This is a genomic window from Streptomyces sp. NPDC098101 (genome assembly GCF_044760185.1).
Lineage (GTDB): Bacteria > Actinomycetota > Actinomycetes > Streptomycetales > Streptomycetaceae > Streptomyces.
In genome coordinates, this window is the sequence record NZ_JBIWAS010000011.1 from 92,506 (window position 1) to 108,442 (window position 15,937).

Sequence of the window (15,937 nt, forward strand, 5' to 3'; positions counted from 1 at the left end):
GGCTTCAACCGCGATGACCGTGGCGGCCGTTCTTTCGAGCGTCGTGACGACCGCCCCTCCGGCGGCCACCGCGGCAGCGACCGTCCGTTCAACCGCGACCGTCGTGACGACCGTCCGGCCGGCGGCTTCCGCTCCGGCGGCGACCGCCCGTACGGCCGCCGCGACGACCACCGCGGCTCCGGCCCGGCCGGCGGCTCCTTCGGCCGCCGCGACGACAAGCCGCGCTGGAAGCGCAACGGCTGATCGCGCCTAGCACCCTGAACCAGGGCCCGTACGAGCACTCCGGTGCCGTACGGGCCCTGTTCCGTACGCCCACCCCCGAGCCCACCGACAACGACCCGCCCCCTCCACCCGCCCCCTTCCCCCGGCCCGCAGCGCGCCCGGTGTCGGATACCCGATCGGCTCCGGGGATCTCTCGGGCTATGCTGCACGGGTGTGCTTGTCCACGGGCCGTTAGCTCAATTGGTCAGAGCAGCGGACTTTTAATCCGTTGGTTGTGGGTTCGAGTCCCACACGGCCTACCGAAGGCGGGAGGGGTTTTCCCGGACCGCCGAGAAGCGCCCCGAACGGTTTCGACCGGGCGGGGCGCTTCTTCGTGTCGTCAGGCGGGTTCGGGGCGGCGGTAGACGCAGACGTTCGCGCCGTGGGGACTGGTGGTGGTGGAGACCGGGGCGAGGGTGCGCAGGACGCCGTCCGCTGGGAAGATCGACTTTCCGCCGCCGAGGAGCACCGGCATGACGATCAGGCGGAGTTCGTCGACCAGGTCCTCGGCCAGGAGCGTGCGGACGAGGGTGGGGCTGCCCAGGACGAGGAGGTCGCCGCCGGAGGCCTCGCGGAGTTCGCGGAGGCGCTCCACGGCCTTGTCGCCGTGGACGAGCCGGGTGTTGTGCCAGCTGAGGTCGGCCTCGTGGAGGGTGTCCGAGACGACGTACTTCGGGAGCGCGTTCATCCGGTCGGCGAAGGGGTCGCCGGCCCGCTCCGGCCAGGCGTTCGCCATCGCCCGCCAGGTGTGGCGGCCGAAGAGCAGGGCGTCCGCCCGCTCCGTGGCCTCGGCGAACGCGCCGCCCACCACCTCCGGGTCGAAGAAGGGGTGCGACCAGCCGCCGTGGGCGAAGCCGCCGTCGGTGTCCTCCTCCGGGCCGCCCGGCGCCTGGACGACGCCGTCGAGGCTGATGAACTCGCTGATGACGATGCGCATGGGTGCGGTCCTCTTCCTGGGTTTCCGGGGCCTGCGGCCGGGCCCCCGGTCGCTGCTTCTCGGTTTCTGCTTCCCGTTCCCGGTGCCTGGTTCTCCGGGAGTCGTGGGAGTTCCGGGTTTTCTGGGGGTTCCGGGGCTTCCGGACCCTCCGGGTACCCCTGTGTCTTCCCTGATTCGCCCGGTTTTTCGGGTGCCGTTCCCGCCGTGGGGTAGGAAAGCGGTGGGGTACGGGAGGGAAGACGGCCCGGCGGGCGGAAAGTCATCGCTCCCGGGAGGTCCTTCCGCCGGGGGCCCTCGTGGATCCCGTGCGGATCCCGTCCGCCGAACGGCTTCGCCCGGGGCGCGGGGCACAGGGGCGTGGGGAAAGGTGGAGACGGAACGTGGAGGTGGGGACGGTGACGGCGAGCGGAACCGGTGGTCCGACGAAGGCGGCCCGACGGCTGGCGCGCTGTGCGCTGCTCGTGGCGGTGGCCGCGATCGTGGTGCTGCTGACGGCGCTGGGCGGCGGCGGGGTCCTGATCCTGGTGAGCGGGCTCGCGGGGCTCGCCCTGTCGGCCGTGGGCATCTGGTGGTTCCTCGCCCACCGGGGGCCGCTGCGGGCGCTCGGCGCGCTGCTCGCGGTGGCCGCGCCCGCCGCGGTCCTCACCCTCTACATCGTCGGGGGCGTCTGGCTGAACGCCCTCGTGGCCCTCGCGCTCTGGGGCGTGGCCCTGTTCTGTGCCCGGTCCGCCCTGCGCCGACCGGAGGAGGACGAGGCCGGGACCATGCGGGGCGAGCCCGCGGCCCGGCCCCGGAAGCCCGTCCTGATCATGAATCCGAAGTCCGGCGGCGGAAAGGTCGAGCAGTTCGGGCTCGTCGAGCGCGCCGAGGAGCTGGGCGCCCGGGTGATCCTCCTCGACCCGTCCGCCGAGAACGACGTCACCGAACTCGCCGAGCGGGCCGTGGCCGAGGGCGCCGATCTGCTCGGCGTGGCCGGCGGCGACGGCACGCAGGCGCTGGTCGCCGCCGTGGCCGCCGAGCACGACCTGCCGTTCCTCGTCATCTCGGCCGGCACCCGCAACCACTTCGCCCTGGACCTCGGCCTCGACCGCACCGACCCGTCGACCTGTCTGAACGCCCTGACCGACGGCGAGGAACTCCGGGTCGACCTCGGCACCGTCTCCGGCCGCGCCTTCGTCAACACCGTCTCCTTCGGGGTGTACGCGGACGTGGTCCAGCACCCCGAGTACCGCGACGCGAAGGCCGGCACCGCCCTCGACGCCCTGCCCGACCTGCTCCAGGGCGGCGAGGGCGACCGCGTCGACGCGGTCGTCGACGGCACCCTGGTCGACGCCCAGCAGGCGCTCCTGGTCAGCAACAACCCGTACGCCACGCCCGATCCGCTCAGTGCCGACCCCGCCCGAAGACCTCGTCTCGACGGGGGCGAACTCGGGGTGATCGGCGTCCGGGTGGAGGGGGCGTTCCAGGCCGCCGAGCTGGCGGTACGGGGGACCCAGGCGGCCGCCCTGAACGTCCTGACGGCCCGTAGGGTCGAGGTCACCTGCGACAGCGGTGACGGCCCCATCTCCGTCGCCGTCGACGGCGAGGCCCTGACCCTGCCCACTCCGGTCGTCTGCACCCTCCGCCCGCGCGCCCTGCGGGTCCTGGTGCCCCGCGACCGGCCGGGCACCACGCCCCCGCGGCCGCCCCTCGACTGGCGGCGCATCAGCGAACTCGCCTTCCACACCCACCCGCATCACCGACCTCCGAGGAGCGGCGCATGACCCACGACACGCCCACCATGACCGCCGAGGCGGTCCTGCACGATCTCCGTGCCGTCGACGGTGCCGTGTACGCCGCCGTGGCCGCCACCCCCACGCCCACCCTGGACACGGCCCTCCGCCGGCTCTCCAGGACGGCCGACCACTCCAAGATCTCCTTCTCCGTCGCGGCCGTGCTCGCCCTCTTCCCGGGCCGTCCGCGCCGGGCCGCGCTCGCCGGGGTCGGGGCGATCGCGGTGGCCTCGGCCACGGCGAACCTGCTGGGCAAGCGGCTCGTCCGCAGACCGAGGCCGGACCGGGAGGCGGCCCGGGTGGTGGCGGGCCGGCACGTCCCCATGCCCGACTCGGCCTCGTTCCCCTCGGGGCACACCGCGTCGGCCGTCGCCTTCGCCACCGCCGTGGGGGTGGTGCTGCCCGCCGCCGCCGTGCCGCTCGGGATCCTGGCGTCGACGGTGGGGTACTCCCGCGTCCACACCGGCGTGCACTATCCGGGCGACGTCGCCGCGGGCGCCGTCCTGGGTGTCGCCAGCGCCGCCGTCTCCCTGACGGTCGGAGCCTCCCTGGCCCACCGCCGCCGGGGGTAGCGAAAAGGGGGGTTCAGGGTTCCGCACGGGACAGTTCCTCCTCGGTGAGGCCGAGCGTCGCGAGGCGTTCCGGGTCGGCCAGGACGTGGAGGGCGACGATCCGGTCCCCGGCGATCGTGAACACCATGAGCGCGGCCGGTCGGCCGTCGACGACCGACAGGGCCGCGGGCTCGCCGTTGGCCACGACCCGCAGCACCGCCTTCCGGAACCTGGAGTAGGCGAGGGCCTGCGAGACGACGGCCCGGGCGCCCCGCACCACCTGGGAGGTGGCGGCCATGAGCCGGCCGCCGTCCGCGCGCAGCACCACGTCGGGGTCGAGGACCGCGAGCAGGCCCTCGAAGTCGCCGCCGTTCGCGGCGGTGAGGAAGGCGTCCGCGATCTCCCGCCCGCGCCGAGGGTCCGGGGCGGGGCCCGGGGAGGCGTCCCGCACCCGGCGGCGGGCGCGGCTGGCGAGCTGGCGGGTCGCGGCCGGGCTGCGGTCCACGACCTCCGCGAGCTCGTCGAAGGGGACGGCGAACATGTCGTGCAGGACGAAGGCGAGCCGTTCGGCCGGTGACAGGGTCTCCAGGACGACGAGGAGCGCGAGGCCGACGGACTCGGTGAGTTCGGCCGCGCGCTCCGGGTCGGCAACGTCGGTGGCGCCGGGGGTGCCGGGGACACCGGCGGTGCCGCCCGTGTCCCCGACGCGGACCACCGGGTCGGGGACGTAGTACTCCAGCGGGGACTCGCGGCGCGAGCCGCGCGAGCGCAGCATGTCCAGGCAGACGCGGCCGACGACGGTGGTCAGCCAGGCGCTGAGGTTCCGCACCGCTCCGGTGTCGGCGCGGTGGAGCTTGAGCCAGGTCTCCTGGACGGCCTCCTCGGCCTCGCTCAGCGAGCCCAGCATCCGGTACGCCACCGCCCGCAGCCGGCCCCGGTCGGCGTCGAAGCGCCGGGCCAGGAGTTCCTCGTCGCCGTACACGCCTGCGCCGTACATGCCCGCGTCGCCGTACACGCCCGCGTCCCCTTCCGCGTCCATCGGCCGGTCTCCCCCCGCGCGTCCCGTCATGTCTCCATGACGGATCGGGTCCCGTGGATGTGACAAGGGGAGGCCGAGCGGAGTTCCGGAACGTGAGATCCCCGCCGTTCGGTCGTGAACGCCCGGGAATCCCCGGCCGGAGTCCCCGACCGCCGGGATTCCCCACTTCAGCGCGGTGCCCTCCGGCCCTAACTTGATCACCATGACGACGACACCGCAGGTCAACCCCGTACTCCGTACCCCGCCGGCCTCTCCCGCCGCCGCTGCCGCGTACTTCTCCGCGAGCCTCGCCTTCCACGCCGACGTCTCCGACGTGGCCTCGGCCCTCGCCGACGCGGCGGCCGGGGGCACCGGCCCCGGCTTCGTCCTGGTCGACACGCGGTCCACGGCCGCCTGGGACCAGGGGCATGTCCCCGGCGCCGTCCACCTGCCGACCGCGCTGATCCCCGAGCGGGCCGGGGAACTGCTCGACCGGTCCGTGCCGGTCGTCACGTACTGCTGGGGACCCGGCTGCAACGGCGCCACCCGGGCCGCCCTTGCCCTCGCGGAGCGGGGCTTCCCGGTCAAGGAGATGCTCGGCGGCTTCGAGTACTGGGTGCGGGAGGGCTTCGCGTACGAGACGTGGGAAGGGCCCGCGGAGAAGGCCGCGGACCCCCTGACGGCCCCGGTCGGCACCGACGACTGCGGCTGCTGACGGAAGGGGCTGAAGGAAACCGATTTCAGGATCGCCCCGGTCATGCCGTACAGTCGTGTTTACCGACGCGGGGTGGAGCAGCTCGGTAGCTCGCTGGGCTCATAACCCAGAGGTCGCAGGTTCAAATCCTGTCCCCGCTACTCAGTAGCGAACGAAGGCCCGGATCCTCTTGGATCCGGGCCTTCGTCGTTCCCGTCCGGATGCGTTCGTCGTTCCCGCCCGGACGCGCGCGATTCCGTTTGACCTTGACGCGACGTCAAGATCTAGCGTTCTCGTCATGGAGTGGTCGATCCAGGAGATCGCCAAGAAGGCCGGCACCACCAGCCGCACCCTCCGGCACTACGGGGAGCGCGGACTGCTGGAGCCGAGCCGGATCGGCGCGAACGGTTACCGGTACTACGACCAGGCGGCCCTCGTGCGGCTGCAGCGGATCCTGCTGCTGCGCGAGCTGGGGCTCTCGCTGGCCGCCATCGCCGAGGTCCTCGCGGGCCAGCGGGACACCTCCGTCGCCCTGCGCGCCCACCTCGCCCTCCTGGAGCAGGAGCGCGAGCGCATCGGACGGCAGATCGCGTCGGTGCGGACCACCCTCCACAAGACCGAGAACGGAGAGGAACTCATGGCGGACGAGATGTTCGACGGCTTCGACCACACGCGCTACGAGGAGGAGGTCACCCACCGCTGGGGCCGCGAGGCGTACGAGCAGGGCGACCGGTGGTGGCGCTCGCTGGACGACGCGCAGAAGCGGGCGTTCATGGAGGAGCAGGCCGGGATCGCCCGCGACTTCGGGAAGGCGGCGCGGGACGGCCTGGCCGCGGACAGCGACGAGGTGCAGGAGCTCGCGCGGCGCCAGGTCGCCTGGCTGTCGACCACCACGGCGCCGACCAAGGAGTACGTGATCGGCCTCGGCCGGATGTACGTCGACGACCCCCGCTTCACCAAGAACTACGACAGGTACGGCGAGGGCACCGCGATCCTCGTCCGGGACGCGATGGCGGTCTACGCCGAGCGGAACATGTAACCCGGACGATCCCCGGCCCCGGCCCGGCTCCTTGCCCCGGTCGCTCCCGCCCCAGTCGCCCCACCCCGTCCACCAGTCGGCCGTGCGGAGTCGCCGTCCGCCCGGGTGGCGGCCACTCTGGAAGGGCGCGGTACGGGGCCGCGGCCGGTCGGACCGGGCAGGAGAGGACAAGGTGGGGCACCCCCTAGGAGCGGTGGGCCGAGGAAGGCGGGGCGGTGAGGGCCGTCCCCCGTACGGCCGTGCCCGCTGGTTCCTCCGGACGCTGCCGCCGCTGATCATCGTGGGCGGCGTCCTCTTCGACGTGTCGACCCCCGCCCCGTACACCGCCTCGCCGATGCTCGCCGCCGCCCCGCTGGTCGCCGCGCCCTTCTTCCCCCTGGTCACGACGCTCCTCACCGGGATCGCCGCCGTCCTCGCTTCGGTCGGGCTCTACCTCTTCAGCGACGACGTCACGCGGGCGCCGGCCGTCGCCGAGACCCTCACCGTGTTCACCGTCTCCGTGCTCGCCCTGCTCATCAACCGGGTGGTGCGCCGCAGCGGCGAACGGCTCGCCTCGGCGCGGGTCATCGCGGAGACCGCGCAGAAGGCGGTGCTGCCGACGCCCGCCGAGCGGATCGGCGGCCTCCGGTGCGCGGCCCGCTACGAGGCGGCGCAGGCGGACGCGTTCATCGGCGGCGACCTCTTCGCCGTGCAGGACACCCCGCACGGGGTGCGGCTCGTGGTCGGGGACGTACGGGGCAAGGGCCTGGACGCGGTCGAGGCCGTCGCCGTCGTCATCGGCGCCTTCCGGGAGGCGGCCGAGCAGGAGCGGACCCTGGAGGGCGTGGCGCGGCGGCTCGAACGGGCGCTGGACCGGGAGGGCACCCGCCGGGACAGCCTCGACGCCGTCGAGGGGTTCACCACCGCCGTCCTGGCCGAGGTCCCGCGCTCCGACGGCAGCGGCACCTTCGACGGCTTCGTACGGGTGGTCAACCGGGGGCACCCGTCCCCGCTGATGCTGTACGGCGACGGGCGGGTCGAAACGGTCGACCCGAGCCGGCCGGCGCTGCCCCTCGGCATGGGGGACCTGGCGTCGTGGCCGGACCGCGCCGAGGCCCGGCCGTACCCGCCGGGCACGACGCTGCTCTTCTACACCGACGGCCTCTCGGAGGCGCGGGACGCGCGGGGCGTCTTCTACGACCCGGCGGAGCGGCTGGCCGGGCGGATCTTCCCCGGCCCCGAGGAGATGCTCGACGCGCTCGTGGACGACGTACGCCTCCACACCGGCGGCGGGGCGACGGACGACATGGCGCTGCTCGCGCTGAGCCGCCCGGCGGCGGGGCAGCCCGAGCGGCGCCGGACGATGCCGGTGGTGCCGCCCGGCGGACCCCGGCACCGGCCGTCGGGCGGGCTCCGCCACCGGCTCCCCGGAGGATCCGGGCAGCGGCCGTCCGACGGCCCCGGTCACCAGGGGTAGTCGCGAGGTCTCCCTGAGATAACAATTGACGAACCGTCAGATTGTGGCGGTTTTACGGCCCCCGGATTCGGTCCCGCTGGAGTCCTGCTGAAGGGGGATCAAGTCGGACCAATCCCTGTCAATTCAACGAATGATCAAGGGGGACGGCTTGGAATCGGGACCCCCTGTCTATTAACGTTCGATAACGCAGCGCGGTCGTCCCAGCCGTCGCAAGAGACGGCACCGTGCGCACGCGCCGAATCCCGCAAGGGAACCGGGGAACCACCATTTGGGGTGAATCGAGCCCTTCGCACCCGTGCGACCGGGCCCGTAGGAGACCTTCCTGCTCCGAACCCGTCAGCTAACCCGGTAGGCGAGAAGGAAGGAAAGGAGCGCGCCTCCGTGGCGTCCAACACCCCTGCCCCCGAAGCCCCGTTCGATGCCTTCGGCGGCGGTGCGGCCCCTTCCGCTCCGGACACCGAGTGGAACCCCACCGAGGATTCCCTCCGCGCCCAGAACCGCTCCGGCGGCCGGCACCGGGTCGTCAAGCAGCGCTCCAACTTCGCCCGCTCCTCCACCGTCCTCGGCGTCGGCGTCATCGCGGCCGTCGGCGCGGGCGGCCTCGCCACCGCGCAGGAGAAGCCCCCGGTCGCCATATCGCTCCCGGACCTCCCCGACCTCAACCTGCCCGACGCCCACGACCTCCCCGGCGTCGGCGCGCTCCTGCCCGCGCAGGAAGAGCGGGAGACGGTCCCCGCGGACCGCGCCAACCCGAACCCGCTGACCTCCGCCACGTACACCACCGAGGCCCAGGACCGGGCCTCGCGGTCCGGGCAGGTCACGCGCGCGAGCCTGTCGACCGCGGACGCCCCGGGCACCGCCGACGCGGGCGAGGCCCTGCGCGCCCGCATCCTCCAGCAGGCCGAGCAGCAGCAGGCCTCCGCCGACGCCGCCGAGAAGGCCGCGGCGGAGAAGGCGGCCGCCGAGAAGGCCGCCGCCGAGGCGCAGGCCAAGGCCGACGCCGCGGAGAAGGCGGCCGCCGAGGCCAAGGCGAAGGCCGAAGCGGAGGCCAAGGCCAAGGCGGAGGCGGAAGCCAAGGCGAAGGCCGAGGCCGAGCGCCTCGCCAAGCTCGCCGCGAGCTACTCGATGCCCCTCTCCTCGTACTCCCTCACCGCCACCTACATGCAGTCCGGCTCGATGTGGTCCTCCGGCTACCACACCGGCCTCGACTTCGCGGCCCCCACCGGCACCCCGCTCAAGGCGGTCCACGGCGCCACGGTCAAGTCGGCGGGCTGGTCCGGCTCCTACGGCTACCGGATCGTCCTGGAGCTGGCGGACGGCACCGAGGTCTGGTACTGCCACCTCTCCTCCATGACGGTCTCCGCGGGCCAGACCGTGGGCACCGGCGAGACGATCGGCCGCGTCGGCGCCACCGGCAACGTCTCCGGCGCCCACCTCCACCTGGAGGTCCACCCCGGCGGCGGCGACGGCGTCGACCCGGCGGCCTGGCTGCGCTCCAAGGGCCTGACCGTCTGATCCCTTCCCGCGCCCACGCGGAATACGCCCGGCGGCGGGGACCGTTGTCCACCCCATGACCTCTCTCCGTACGCTGGGCACGTCCGACCTGCACGTCTTCCCGCTGGCCCTCGGCGGCAACGTCTTCGGCTGGACCGCCGACGAGGCGCAGTCCTTCGCCGTTCTCGACGCCTACGCCGCCGCGGGCGGCAACTTCGTCGACTCCGCCGACGTCTACTCGGCGTGGGCCGAGGGCAACGAGGGCGGCGAGTCCGAGACCGTCATCGGACGCTGGCTCGCCTCCCGGGGCAACCGCGACGACATCGTCGTCGCCACCAAGGTCGGCTCCCACCCCCGCTTCAAGGGGCTCTCCGCCCCCACGATCAAGGCCGCCGCCGAGGAGTCCCTGCGCCGCCTCGGCACCGACCGCATCGACCTGTACTACACCCACTTCGACGACGAGTCCGTCCCCGTCGAGGAGATCGTCACCGCCCTCGACCAGCTGGTGAGGGACGGAAAGGTGCGGGCCGTCGCCGCCTCCAACATCTCCCCGGAGCGGCTCCGCGCCTCCCTCGACTTCGCCGAGGCCGAGGGCCTCGCCCGCTACGTCGCCCTCCAGCCGCACTACAACCTGGTCTCCCGCGAGACCTACGAGGGCCCGCTCCTGGAGACCGCCGAGCGGGCCGGCCTCGCCGCCGTCCCGTACTACGGCCTGGCCTCCGGCTTCCTCACCGGCAAGTACCGCCCCGGCACCACCGTCGACAGCGCCCGCGCCGCCGGGGCCGGCAAGCACCTCGACACCGAGCGGGGCCGGGCCGTGCTCTCCGCGCTCGACGCGGTCGCCGGGGCGCACGGCGCCGAGCCCGCCTCCGTCGCCCTCGCCTGGCTCGCCTCCCGGCCGACGGTCGTCGCGCCGATCGCCTCGGCCCGTACGGTCGAACAGCTCCCGGCCCTGGTCGCGTCCGCCGACCTGAGGCTCACGGAGGAGGAGCTGACGCTCCTGACCGAGGCCTCCGAGGCCGCCGGGACCTCCGAAGCCCGGGGCTAACTGCGGTACGGGTTGTAGTCGCCGTAGTCCAGGTACTGCGGCGGCGCCCACGCCCGGCCCGTCGCCCGCGCCGCGTACGTCAGCGCGGGCGAGGCGACCGCCCTGCGCTGCCACAGGTGGTGCAGCAGCTCCTGCTCGCGGGCCGCGAAGTCGGGCCCGGCGGTGCCGCGCCGGGCCCGGTCCCGCAGGAACGCCAGGGTCGTCGCGAACGACTCGTACTCGCCGACCGCCCGGGCGGCCTCCTTGCCGTACGTCCGGGCGGCGAAGGCGCGGGCCAGCTGCCGGGCCCGCATCGAGGAGAGCGCGAGCGGCTCGGCGGGGGAGAGCCAGCCGGCCGCCGCGTACGCCGGGAGCTCCCCCGCGATCGTGCGCAGCTCCCGCTGCCGGCTCCAGATCGCGAGCCAGGTCAGCAGGCCGAAGGCCGGCATCATGAGCGCCCCGTACACCGCGTAGAAGATCCAGGGGCCGCCGAAGGTCGCCGAGCCGTTCCAGGCGGCGTGCATCCCCATGGCGAGCAGCAGTCCGGCGAGCGGCAGCAGCACCTTCCGCAGCCGCTTCCCGCGCGGGGCGAGCGCGGCGAAGCCGAAGCCGAGACCGGTGAGCACGGTGAACAGCGGGTGCGCGAACGGCGACATCACGACCCGGACGAAGAAGGTCCCGGCGGTCACCATGCCGATGCCGGTGGCGCCGACCTCCTGGTCCTCGCCGAAGGCGTTGCCGAGGTAGAGGATGTTCTCGGTGAAGGCGAAGCCGGTCGCGGTGAAGCCGGCGATCACCACCCCGTCGACGAGCCCGCCGAAGTTCCGGCGGCGGAAGAGGAAGAGCAGCAGGATCGCGGCGGCCTTGGCGCTCTCCTCCACCACCGGGGCGATGACGGTGGCGCCGAGGTGGTCGGCGGAGTCCGGGTCGGCGGTGGCCGTGGCGATCCAGCGGACCGCGAAGGAGTTCGCCAGGATCGCGACCAGCGCGGCGGCGAAGGCGCCCCACGCGAAGGCGAAGAGCAGGTTCTTCCAGGGGCCCGGCTCGACCCGGTCGAGCCAGCGGAACGCCGCCATCAGCAGCGGTACGGGGAGCACGGCGAGGGCCAGGCCGACGAGGAAGCCCTGGGTGCCCGTCTGTTCGCGGACCAGCGCCAGGATGACCAGGGCGCAGATCGCGAGCACGGTGACCAGGCATATCGCCCGGACCACCCGGCTGCGCCAGAAGGCCCGGCGCGGCCGGTAGCGCCACTGGGACCGGTCGGCCGCGGCGGGGAAGGCCGGTTCCTCGGTGTCCCGGTGGGGCACGGGGGCGGCTTCGGTTCCGGGGCCGTGTCCGGGTCCGGTTTCGGCGGGGGCGGGGTTCGACACGTGAGCGACCCTAACCACCGGCACGGACAGCGGGCGACGCACTTACGAGCCGCCCGCCTCCCTCCTACTTCCTCCGGAAGAGGAGGTCGTGGACGACGTGCCCCTTGTCGAGCCCCTGGCCCTCGAAGCGGGTGAGGGGCCGGAAGCCGGGACGGGGCGCGTAACCGCCGTCGGCCTGCGTGTTCTCGAAGTCCGGGTGCGCGGTGAGCACCTCCAGCATCTGCTCCGCGTACTCCTCCCAGTCGGTGGCGCAGTGCAGCACGCCGCCGGACTTGAGCCGGGTCGCGAGGAGGCCGAGGAACTCGGGCTGGATCAGCCGCCGCTTGTGGTGCCGGGCCTTGGGCCACGGGTCCGGGAAGTAGACCCGGCAGCCGTCGAGGGAGTCGCCCGCGAGCATCTCGCGGAGCAGGATGATCGCGTCGCCGTTGGCCACCCGGACGTTGGTGAGGCCGTTCCGGTCGGCGAGCCCGAGCAGATTGCCCTGGCCGGGGGTGTGCACGTCCACGGCGAGGATGCCGGTGCCGGGGTCGGCGGCCGCCATCTGCGCGGTCGCCTCGCCCATCCCGAAGCCGATCTCCAGGACGACCGGGAGCCCGCCGAACATCTCGTCCAGGTCCAGGACCCGCTTGCCGTCGATGTCGAGGCCCCAGTCGGGCCACCGCTTCAGCATCGCCTCGGCCTGCCCGGCGGTCACCCGGCTGCGCCGCGGCTGGAAACTCCGGATCCGCCGCTCGTGGTGCGACCCGGCGGGATCGGGCAGGGGCCCCTCCCCGGGGGCGAACATCCGGCTGCCCCGCCGCGCGACGGGCGGGGAGGCGGGGTCGGCGACGGGCCGCGGGCTGTTCTCAGGCTGCTCAGACACAATGCGGCCGATTCTACGGGTGGGGACGGGCGCGCGTGCGTACGTGCATGAGCACGCGTGCGTACGTGTGCCTACGTGTGCGGGGCGGGCCCGTACGCGCACGGGCCGCGCCCGCACGCCCCGCCGACGCCTACAAGAGCACGGGCGTCTACCGAGGACACCGGCGCCTACAAGAACGCCAGCGCCCGTCCCGCCACCTCCCGGCCGATCGGCAGCGAGGCCGTCGCCGCGGGCGAGGGCGCGTTCAGGACGTGGACCGTGCGCGCCGCCTCGCGGATCAGGAAGTCGTCGACGAGCGTCCCGTCCCGCAGCACCGCCTGCGCCCGCACCCCCGGCGCGGCCCGCCGCAGGTCGGACTCCTCCACCACTGGCAGGAGCCGCCGCACCGCCTCCGTGAAGGCCCGCTTGGAGACCGAGCGGCGCAGCTCGCCCGCCCCGTACCGCCAGTGCTCCCGGGCGATGGCCCAGGAACCCGGCCAGGCCAGGGTGGCGCCCAGCTCGCGCGGGCGGACGACGGACCAGCCGTATCCCTCGCGGGCGAGCGCCGGCACCGCGTTCGGCCCGATGTGGACCCCGCCGTCGATGCCCCGCGTCAGGTGCACCCCGAGGAACGGGAACGCCGGGTCCGGCACCGGATAGACCAGGCCCCGCACCAGCGACGGATCGGCCAGCTCGTAGTACTCCCCCCGGAAGGGCACGATCCGCATCCCCGGGTCGTCGCCCGCGAGCCGTGCGACCCGGTCGCAGTACAGCCCCGCGCAGTTCACCAGGACTCGCGCCCGCACCACCCGCCCGTCCGCCGTCCGCACGGCGACGCCCCAGGGCCGCCGGTCGATCACGGCGACCTCCGCGCCGTACAGGATCCGCGCCCCGGACGCCTCGGCGAGCCGCTCCGCCACCGCCCCGTAGTCGCAGATCCCGGTCGTGCCGACGTGGATCGCGGCGAGCCCCCGCACCCGCGGCTCGTACTCGCTGATCTGCGCCGGGCCCAGCTCCCGCACCGGGATGCCGTTCTCCCGGCCGCGCTGCACGAGCGCGTGCAGCCGGGGCAGCTCCTCGCGCGCGGTGGCCACGACGAGCTTCCCCGTCACCTCGTACGGAATGCCCCACTCCGCGCAGAACTTGACCATCTCGGCCGCGCCCTCGACCGCGAACCGCGCCTTCAGGGACCCCGGCCGGTAGTAGATCCCGCTGTGGATCACCCCGCTGTTGCGCCCGGTCTGGTGGCGCGCGAGGGCGTGCTCCTTCTCCAGGACCGTGACCCGGGTGCCGGGGGCGGCACGCGTCAGCGCGTACGCCGTCGACAGACCGACGATCCCACCGCCGATCACCAGCACGTCACAGTCGAACACCGGCCCCACCTCCCACCCCCGATACTGCACTGGCCCACTGACAAAGCCGTGAAACCTCGCGCGGCCTCATGAGACGCGGTTCACCCGGAGGCGGGTGTTCATGCGGGGCCGGAGGCCCGTCCGGGACCCGCGCGGCGCGGCCGTCACGCCGGGGCGACGAGCAGCGGCCGGGCCCGCTCGCGCAGCTCCATGACGCGCGGCTCGTCCCCGTACGGTTCGAGCCGGTGCAGCAGGTCCCGTACGTACTCCGTCGTCCGCGCCGACGAGATCCGCCCCGCCACCTCCACCGCGCGCGTACCGGCCGCGCAGGCCGCGTCCAGGTTCCCGGACTCCAGTTCGGCGACAGCGGACACGACGAGCCGGAGCCCGTGCGAGCGGACGAACTCCTCCGTCGGCCGGGACAGCGCCTGCTCGGTGAAGCGGCGGACCTCGCGCGGCATCCGCAGGTCGCGGTAGCACTCGGCGGCGTCGGCGCAGAACCGGTCGTACGAGTAGAAGCCCAGCCAGGTCGGGTCGGAGTCGCCCGCCCGGGACCGCTCCAGCCACCCCTCGGCGGACTTGAGCGCGGCCGCGGCGGCGGGCCCGTCCCCGGCCTTCGCGTGCGCGCGCGCCTCGACGAGCCGGAAGAAGGACATGGTGCGGGCGGTGGCGAGCCCCCGGTTGCGCTCCAGGGCGGCCTGCGCGAGGTCCACGCCCTCGTCGGCGAAGCCCCGGTAGGTGGCCTGGAGGGACATGGACGCCAGGACGTACCCGCCGAGGGGCACGTCGGCGGCGGCCCGGGCGAGCCGCAGGGCCTGGATGTAGTAGCGCTGGGCGGCCTCCTGCTGCCCGGTGTCGAAGGCCATCCAGCCCGCGAGCCGGGTGAGTTCGGCGGTCGCGCCGAACAGGGCCCGGCCGACCTCGTCCGAGTACGAGCCGAGCAGCAGCGGGGCCGCGTCCACGCGTAAGCACTCGGGGACCATGGACGAGCGCCAGTCCCCGCCGCCGTACTTGGAGTCCCAGCGGCGCGCGTCCTCGGCGGCCTCGCGGAGTTTGGCGACGTCGCTGTGGCCCACGCGCGCGTGCTCCGGTGCGGGAGCCGCCGGGGAGCCGACCGCCGGGCGCGGGAGCTCCCGCTCCACCGACGGGTCGGCCGGGGTTATCAGCCAGCGGGACGCGGGCGTGGCGTACGCGCTGACCGCGAACGACCCGGCGAGCGACTGCCAGATGCCGCCCCCGCCGGCCCGCCGTCCGGCGAGGTCGAGCCGGTACAGGTCGGTGGCCGAGCGGACCGCCTCGCCCACGTCGCGCGGGAAGGCGAGCCCCACCTCGGGCGCCGGGTCGGCGTCGGCGAGCCCTATCTCGTGCAGCGGCACGGGACGGCCGAGCTTCTGCCCGATCGCGGCGGCGATCAGGTGCGGGGCGGCGCCCTGCGGCACCATGCCCTTGGACACCCAGCGGGCGACCGAGGTCTTGTCGTAACGAAGCGTCAGACCCCGTTGCGCACCAAGGTCGTTGACGCGCCGGGCGAGTCCGGCGTTGCTGATTCCCGCGAGGGCGAGAACCGTGCCGAGCTTTTCGTTCGGCCCGCGTTGCTCCCTGGACATGACGCCACCCCTCGACAGCACAGACGGCCGCCACGACGCCGGGCATAGGCGTGCGGCATTCGTAAGCACAGCGTAGTTCGCCGCATCCCTACCGTTAAGGGGCGGTGTTCCGTATGGCGAGATTGTTGTGTGACCAATCGGCGGGGAGGGCCGTCGGGGGGACGCGTGCTCCGGCCGTGTGGCCGTGCGCCCGGCCGTGCGCTCTCGTCCGGGCGGGGCGGGAGCGCTTCCATCGGTACCGCGTGGGTCGGCCCATTCGGCCGGGGTCGGAGTCCCGGACCAGTGGGCTGGGGGACACCGCCGCCCCATTCCCCGCGGGCGGCGGACGGCGCCGGGAGGCGGAAGCGCCTCCCGGTCAGCCGGCGGTCCGTGGAGAACGGACCGCCCCTGTTCGTTCCCGCACGCCTTCTAAACCTTCAGACGCGGTCGATATTCGGCCGAATGTCGCCGGTGTCCAACTGGCCCATGCCAGGGGCGCATTCGGCTTTCGCGCGCGTGCCCCCGGACACCGCCCCGTG

Annotated in this window: 13 protein-coding genes, 2 tRNA genes, 1 pseudogene and 1 riboswitch; of the genes and pseudogenes, 10 read left to right on the forward strand and 6 right to left on the reverse strand. The window is 73.9% G+C overall.

Annotation, left to right across the window (positions count from 1 at the left end):
* Together ACIQVI_RS32235 and ACIQVI_RS32240 are read left to right on the forward strand one after the other, a co-directional pair.
* A pseudogene (locus ACIQVI_RS32235) lies at positions 1-243 on the forward strand (RNA helicase); the annotation flags it as partial.
* A 204-nt stretch (positions 244-447) separates the two neighbouring features.
* Positions 448-521: transfer RNA gene (locus tag ACIQVI_RS32240), tRNA-Lys, on the forward strand.
* 80 nt (positions 522-601) lie between these two features.
* Here the strand turns inward: ACIQVI_RS32240 and ACIQVI_RS32245 are convergent.
* A complete protein-coding gene (locus ACIQVI_RS32245; protein ID WP_403602409.1) occupies positions 602-1,198 on the reverse strand; it encodes a dihydrofolate reductase family protein in 597 nt (198 codons plus the stop codon).
* Positions 1,199-1,584: 386 nt separating this feature from the next.
* Here ACIQVI_RS32245 and ACIQVI_RS32250 point away from each other — a divergent pair, with 386 nt between their 5' ends.
* Both ACIQVI_RS32250 and ACIQVI_RS32255 read left to right on the forward strand, forming a co-directional pair.
* Complete coding sequence (locus ACIQVI_RS32250; RefSeq protein WP_403602456.1) at positions 1,585-2,961, forward strand: diacylglycerol/lipid kinase family protein; 1,377 nt, start codon at positions 1,585-1,587, stop codon at positions 2,959-2,961.
* On the forward strand, positions 2,958-3,542 hold the full coding sequence (locus ACIQVI_RS32255; protein ID WP_351972073.1) for a phosphatase PAP2 family protein: 585 nt from the start codon (positions 2,958-2,960) through the stop codon (positions 3,540-3,542). Before ACIQVI_RS32250 ends, ACIQVI_RS32255 begins: the two co-directional genes overlap by 4 nt.
* A 13-nt stretch (positions 3,543-3,555) precedes the next feature.
* On the opposite strand, the gene ACIQVI_RS32260 is transcribed toward ACIQVI_RS32255, so the two are convergent.
* On the reverse strand, positions 3,556-4,518 hold the full coding sequence (locus ACIQVI_RS32260; protein ID WP_403602459.1) for a sigma-70 family RNA polymerase sigma factor: 963 nt from the start codon (positions 4,516-4,518) through the stop codon (positions 3,556-3,558).
* Between the two features lie 244 nt (positions 4,519-4,762).
* Between ACIQVI_RS32260 and ACIQVI_RS32265 the strand changes: the two genes are divergently transcribed.
* The 6 genes from ACIQVI_RS32265 (at position 4,763) to ACIQVI_RS32290 (ending at position 10,270) form a co-directional block, all read left to right on the forward strand.
* Entirely contained in the window at positions 4,763-5,254 is a 492-nt protein-coding gene (locus ACIQVI_RS32265; RefSeq protein ID WP_403602413.1) for a rhodanese-like domain-containing protein, read from the forward strand.
* Positions 5,255-5,320: 66 nt separating this feature from the next.
* A tRNA-Met gene (locus tag ACIQVI_RS32270) sits at positions 5,321-5,394 on the forward strand.
* 137 nt (positions 5,395-5,531) lie between these two features.
* Positions 5,532-6,272 (forward strand): MerR family transcriptional regulator, encoded by a 741-nt coding sequence (locus ACIQVI_RS32275; protein WP_403602416.1) that lies wholly within the window; start codon positions 5,532-5,534, stop codon positions 6,270-6,272.
* Positions 6,273-6,444: 172 nt separating this feature from the next.
* Entirely contained in the window at positions 6,445-7,728 is a 1,284-nt protein-coding gene (locus tag ACIQVI_RS32280; protein WP_403602419.1) for a PP2C family protein-serine/threonine phosphatase, read from the forward strand.
* A gap of 223 nt (positions 7,729-7,951) precedes the next feature.
* A riboswitch (cyclic di-AMP (ydaO/yuaA leader) is annotated at positions 7,952-8,098 on the forward strand.
* An 11-nt stretch (positions 8,099-8,109) separates the two neighbouring features.
* Complete coding sequence (locus tag ACIQVI_RS32285; protein ID WP_403602422.1) at positions 8,110-9,243, forward strand: M23 family metallopeptidase; 1,134 nt, start codon at positions 8,110-8,112, stop codon at positions 9,241-9,243.
* Positions 9,244-9,298: 55 nt separating this feature from the next.
* Positions 9,299-10,270 (forward strand): aldo/keto reductase, encoded by a 972-nt coding sequence (locus ACIQVI_RS32290; RefSeq protein ID WP_403602425.1) that lies wholly within the window; start codon positions 9,299-9,301, stop codon positions 10,268-10,270.
* Here ACIQVI_RS32290 and ACIQVI_RS32295 read toward each other — a convergent pair.
* The 4 genes from ACIQVI_RS32295 to ACIQVI_RS32310 form a co-directional block, all read right to left on the reverse strand.
* On the reverse strand, positions 10,267-11,619 hold the full coding sequence (locus ACIQVI_RS32295; RefSeq protein ID WP_403602428.1) for a PrsW family intramembrane metalloprotease: 1,353 nt from the start codon (positions 11,617-11,619) through the stop codon (positions 10,267-10,269). The genes ACIQVI_RS32290 and ACIQVI_RS32295 overlap by 4 nt on opposite strands.
* Positions 11,620-11,683: 64 nt before the next feature.
* On the reverse strand, positions 11,684-12,481 hold the full coding sequence (gene trmB, locus ACIQVI_RS32300; protein WP_403602431.1) for a tRNA (guanosine(46)-N7)-methyltransferase TrmB: 798 nt from the start codon (positions 12,479-12,481) through the stop codon (positions 11,684-11,686).
* Positions 12,482-12,648: 167 nt separating this feature from the next.
* Positions 12,649-13,833: an L-2-hydroxyglutarate oxidase gene (gene lhgO / locus ACIQVI_RS32305; protein WP_121832296.1), complete on the reverse strand. Its 1,185-nt coding sequence runs from the start codon at positions 13,831-13,833 to the stop codon at positions 12,649-12,651.
* A gap of 143 nt (positions 13,834-13,976) precedes the next feature.
* Entirely contained in the window at positions 13,977-15,419 is a 1,443-nt protein-coding gene (locus tag ACIQVI_RS32310; protein WP_121832297.1) for an MFS transporter, read from the reverse strand.
* Positions 15,420-15,937: the final 518 nt, after the last annotated feature.

Coding starts and splice junctions, on each gene's coding strand:
- ACIQVI_RS32245 (WP_403602409.1), bottom strand. CDS start 1,198: ATGCGCATCGTCATCAGCGAGTTCATCAGCCTCGACGGCGTCGTCCAG.
- ACIQVI_RS32310 (WP_121832297.1), bottom strand. CDS start 15,419: ATGTCCAGGGAGCAACGCGGGCCGAACGAAAAGCTCGGCACGGTTCTC.
- ACIQVI_RS32255 (WP_351972073.1), top strand. CDS start 2,958: ATGACCCACGACACGCCCACCATGACCGCCGAGGCGGTCCTGCACGAT.
- ACIQVI_RS32275 (WP_403602416.1), top strand. CDS start 5,532: ATGGAGTGGTCGATCCAGGAGATCGCCAAGAAGGCCGGCACCACCAGC.
- ACIQVI_RS32260 (WP_403602459.1), bottom strand. CDS start 4,518: ATGTACGGCGCAGGCGTGTACGGCGACGAGGAACTCCTGGCCCGGCGC.
- ACIQVI_RS32290 (WP_403602425.1), top strand. CDS start 9,299: ATGACCTCTCTCCGTACGCTGGGCACGTCCGACCTGCACGTCTTCCCG.
- ACIQVI_RS32265 (WP_403602413.1), top strand. CDS start 4,763: ATGACGACGACACCGCAGGTCAACCCCGTACTCCGTACCCCGCCGGCC.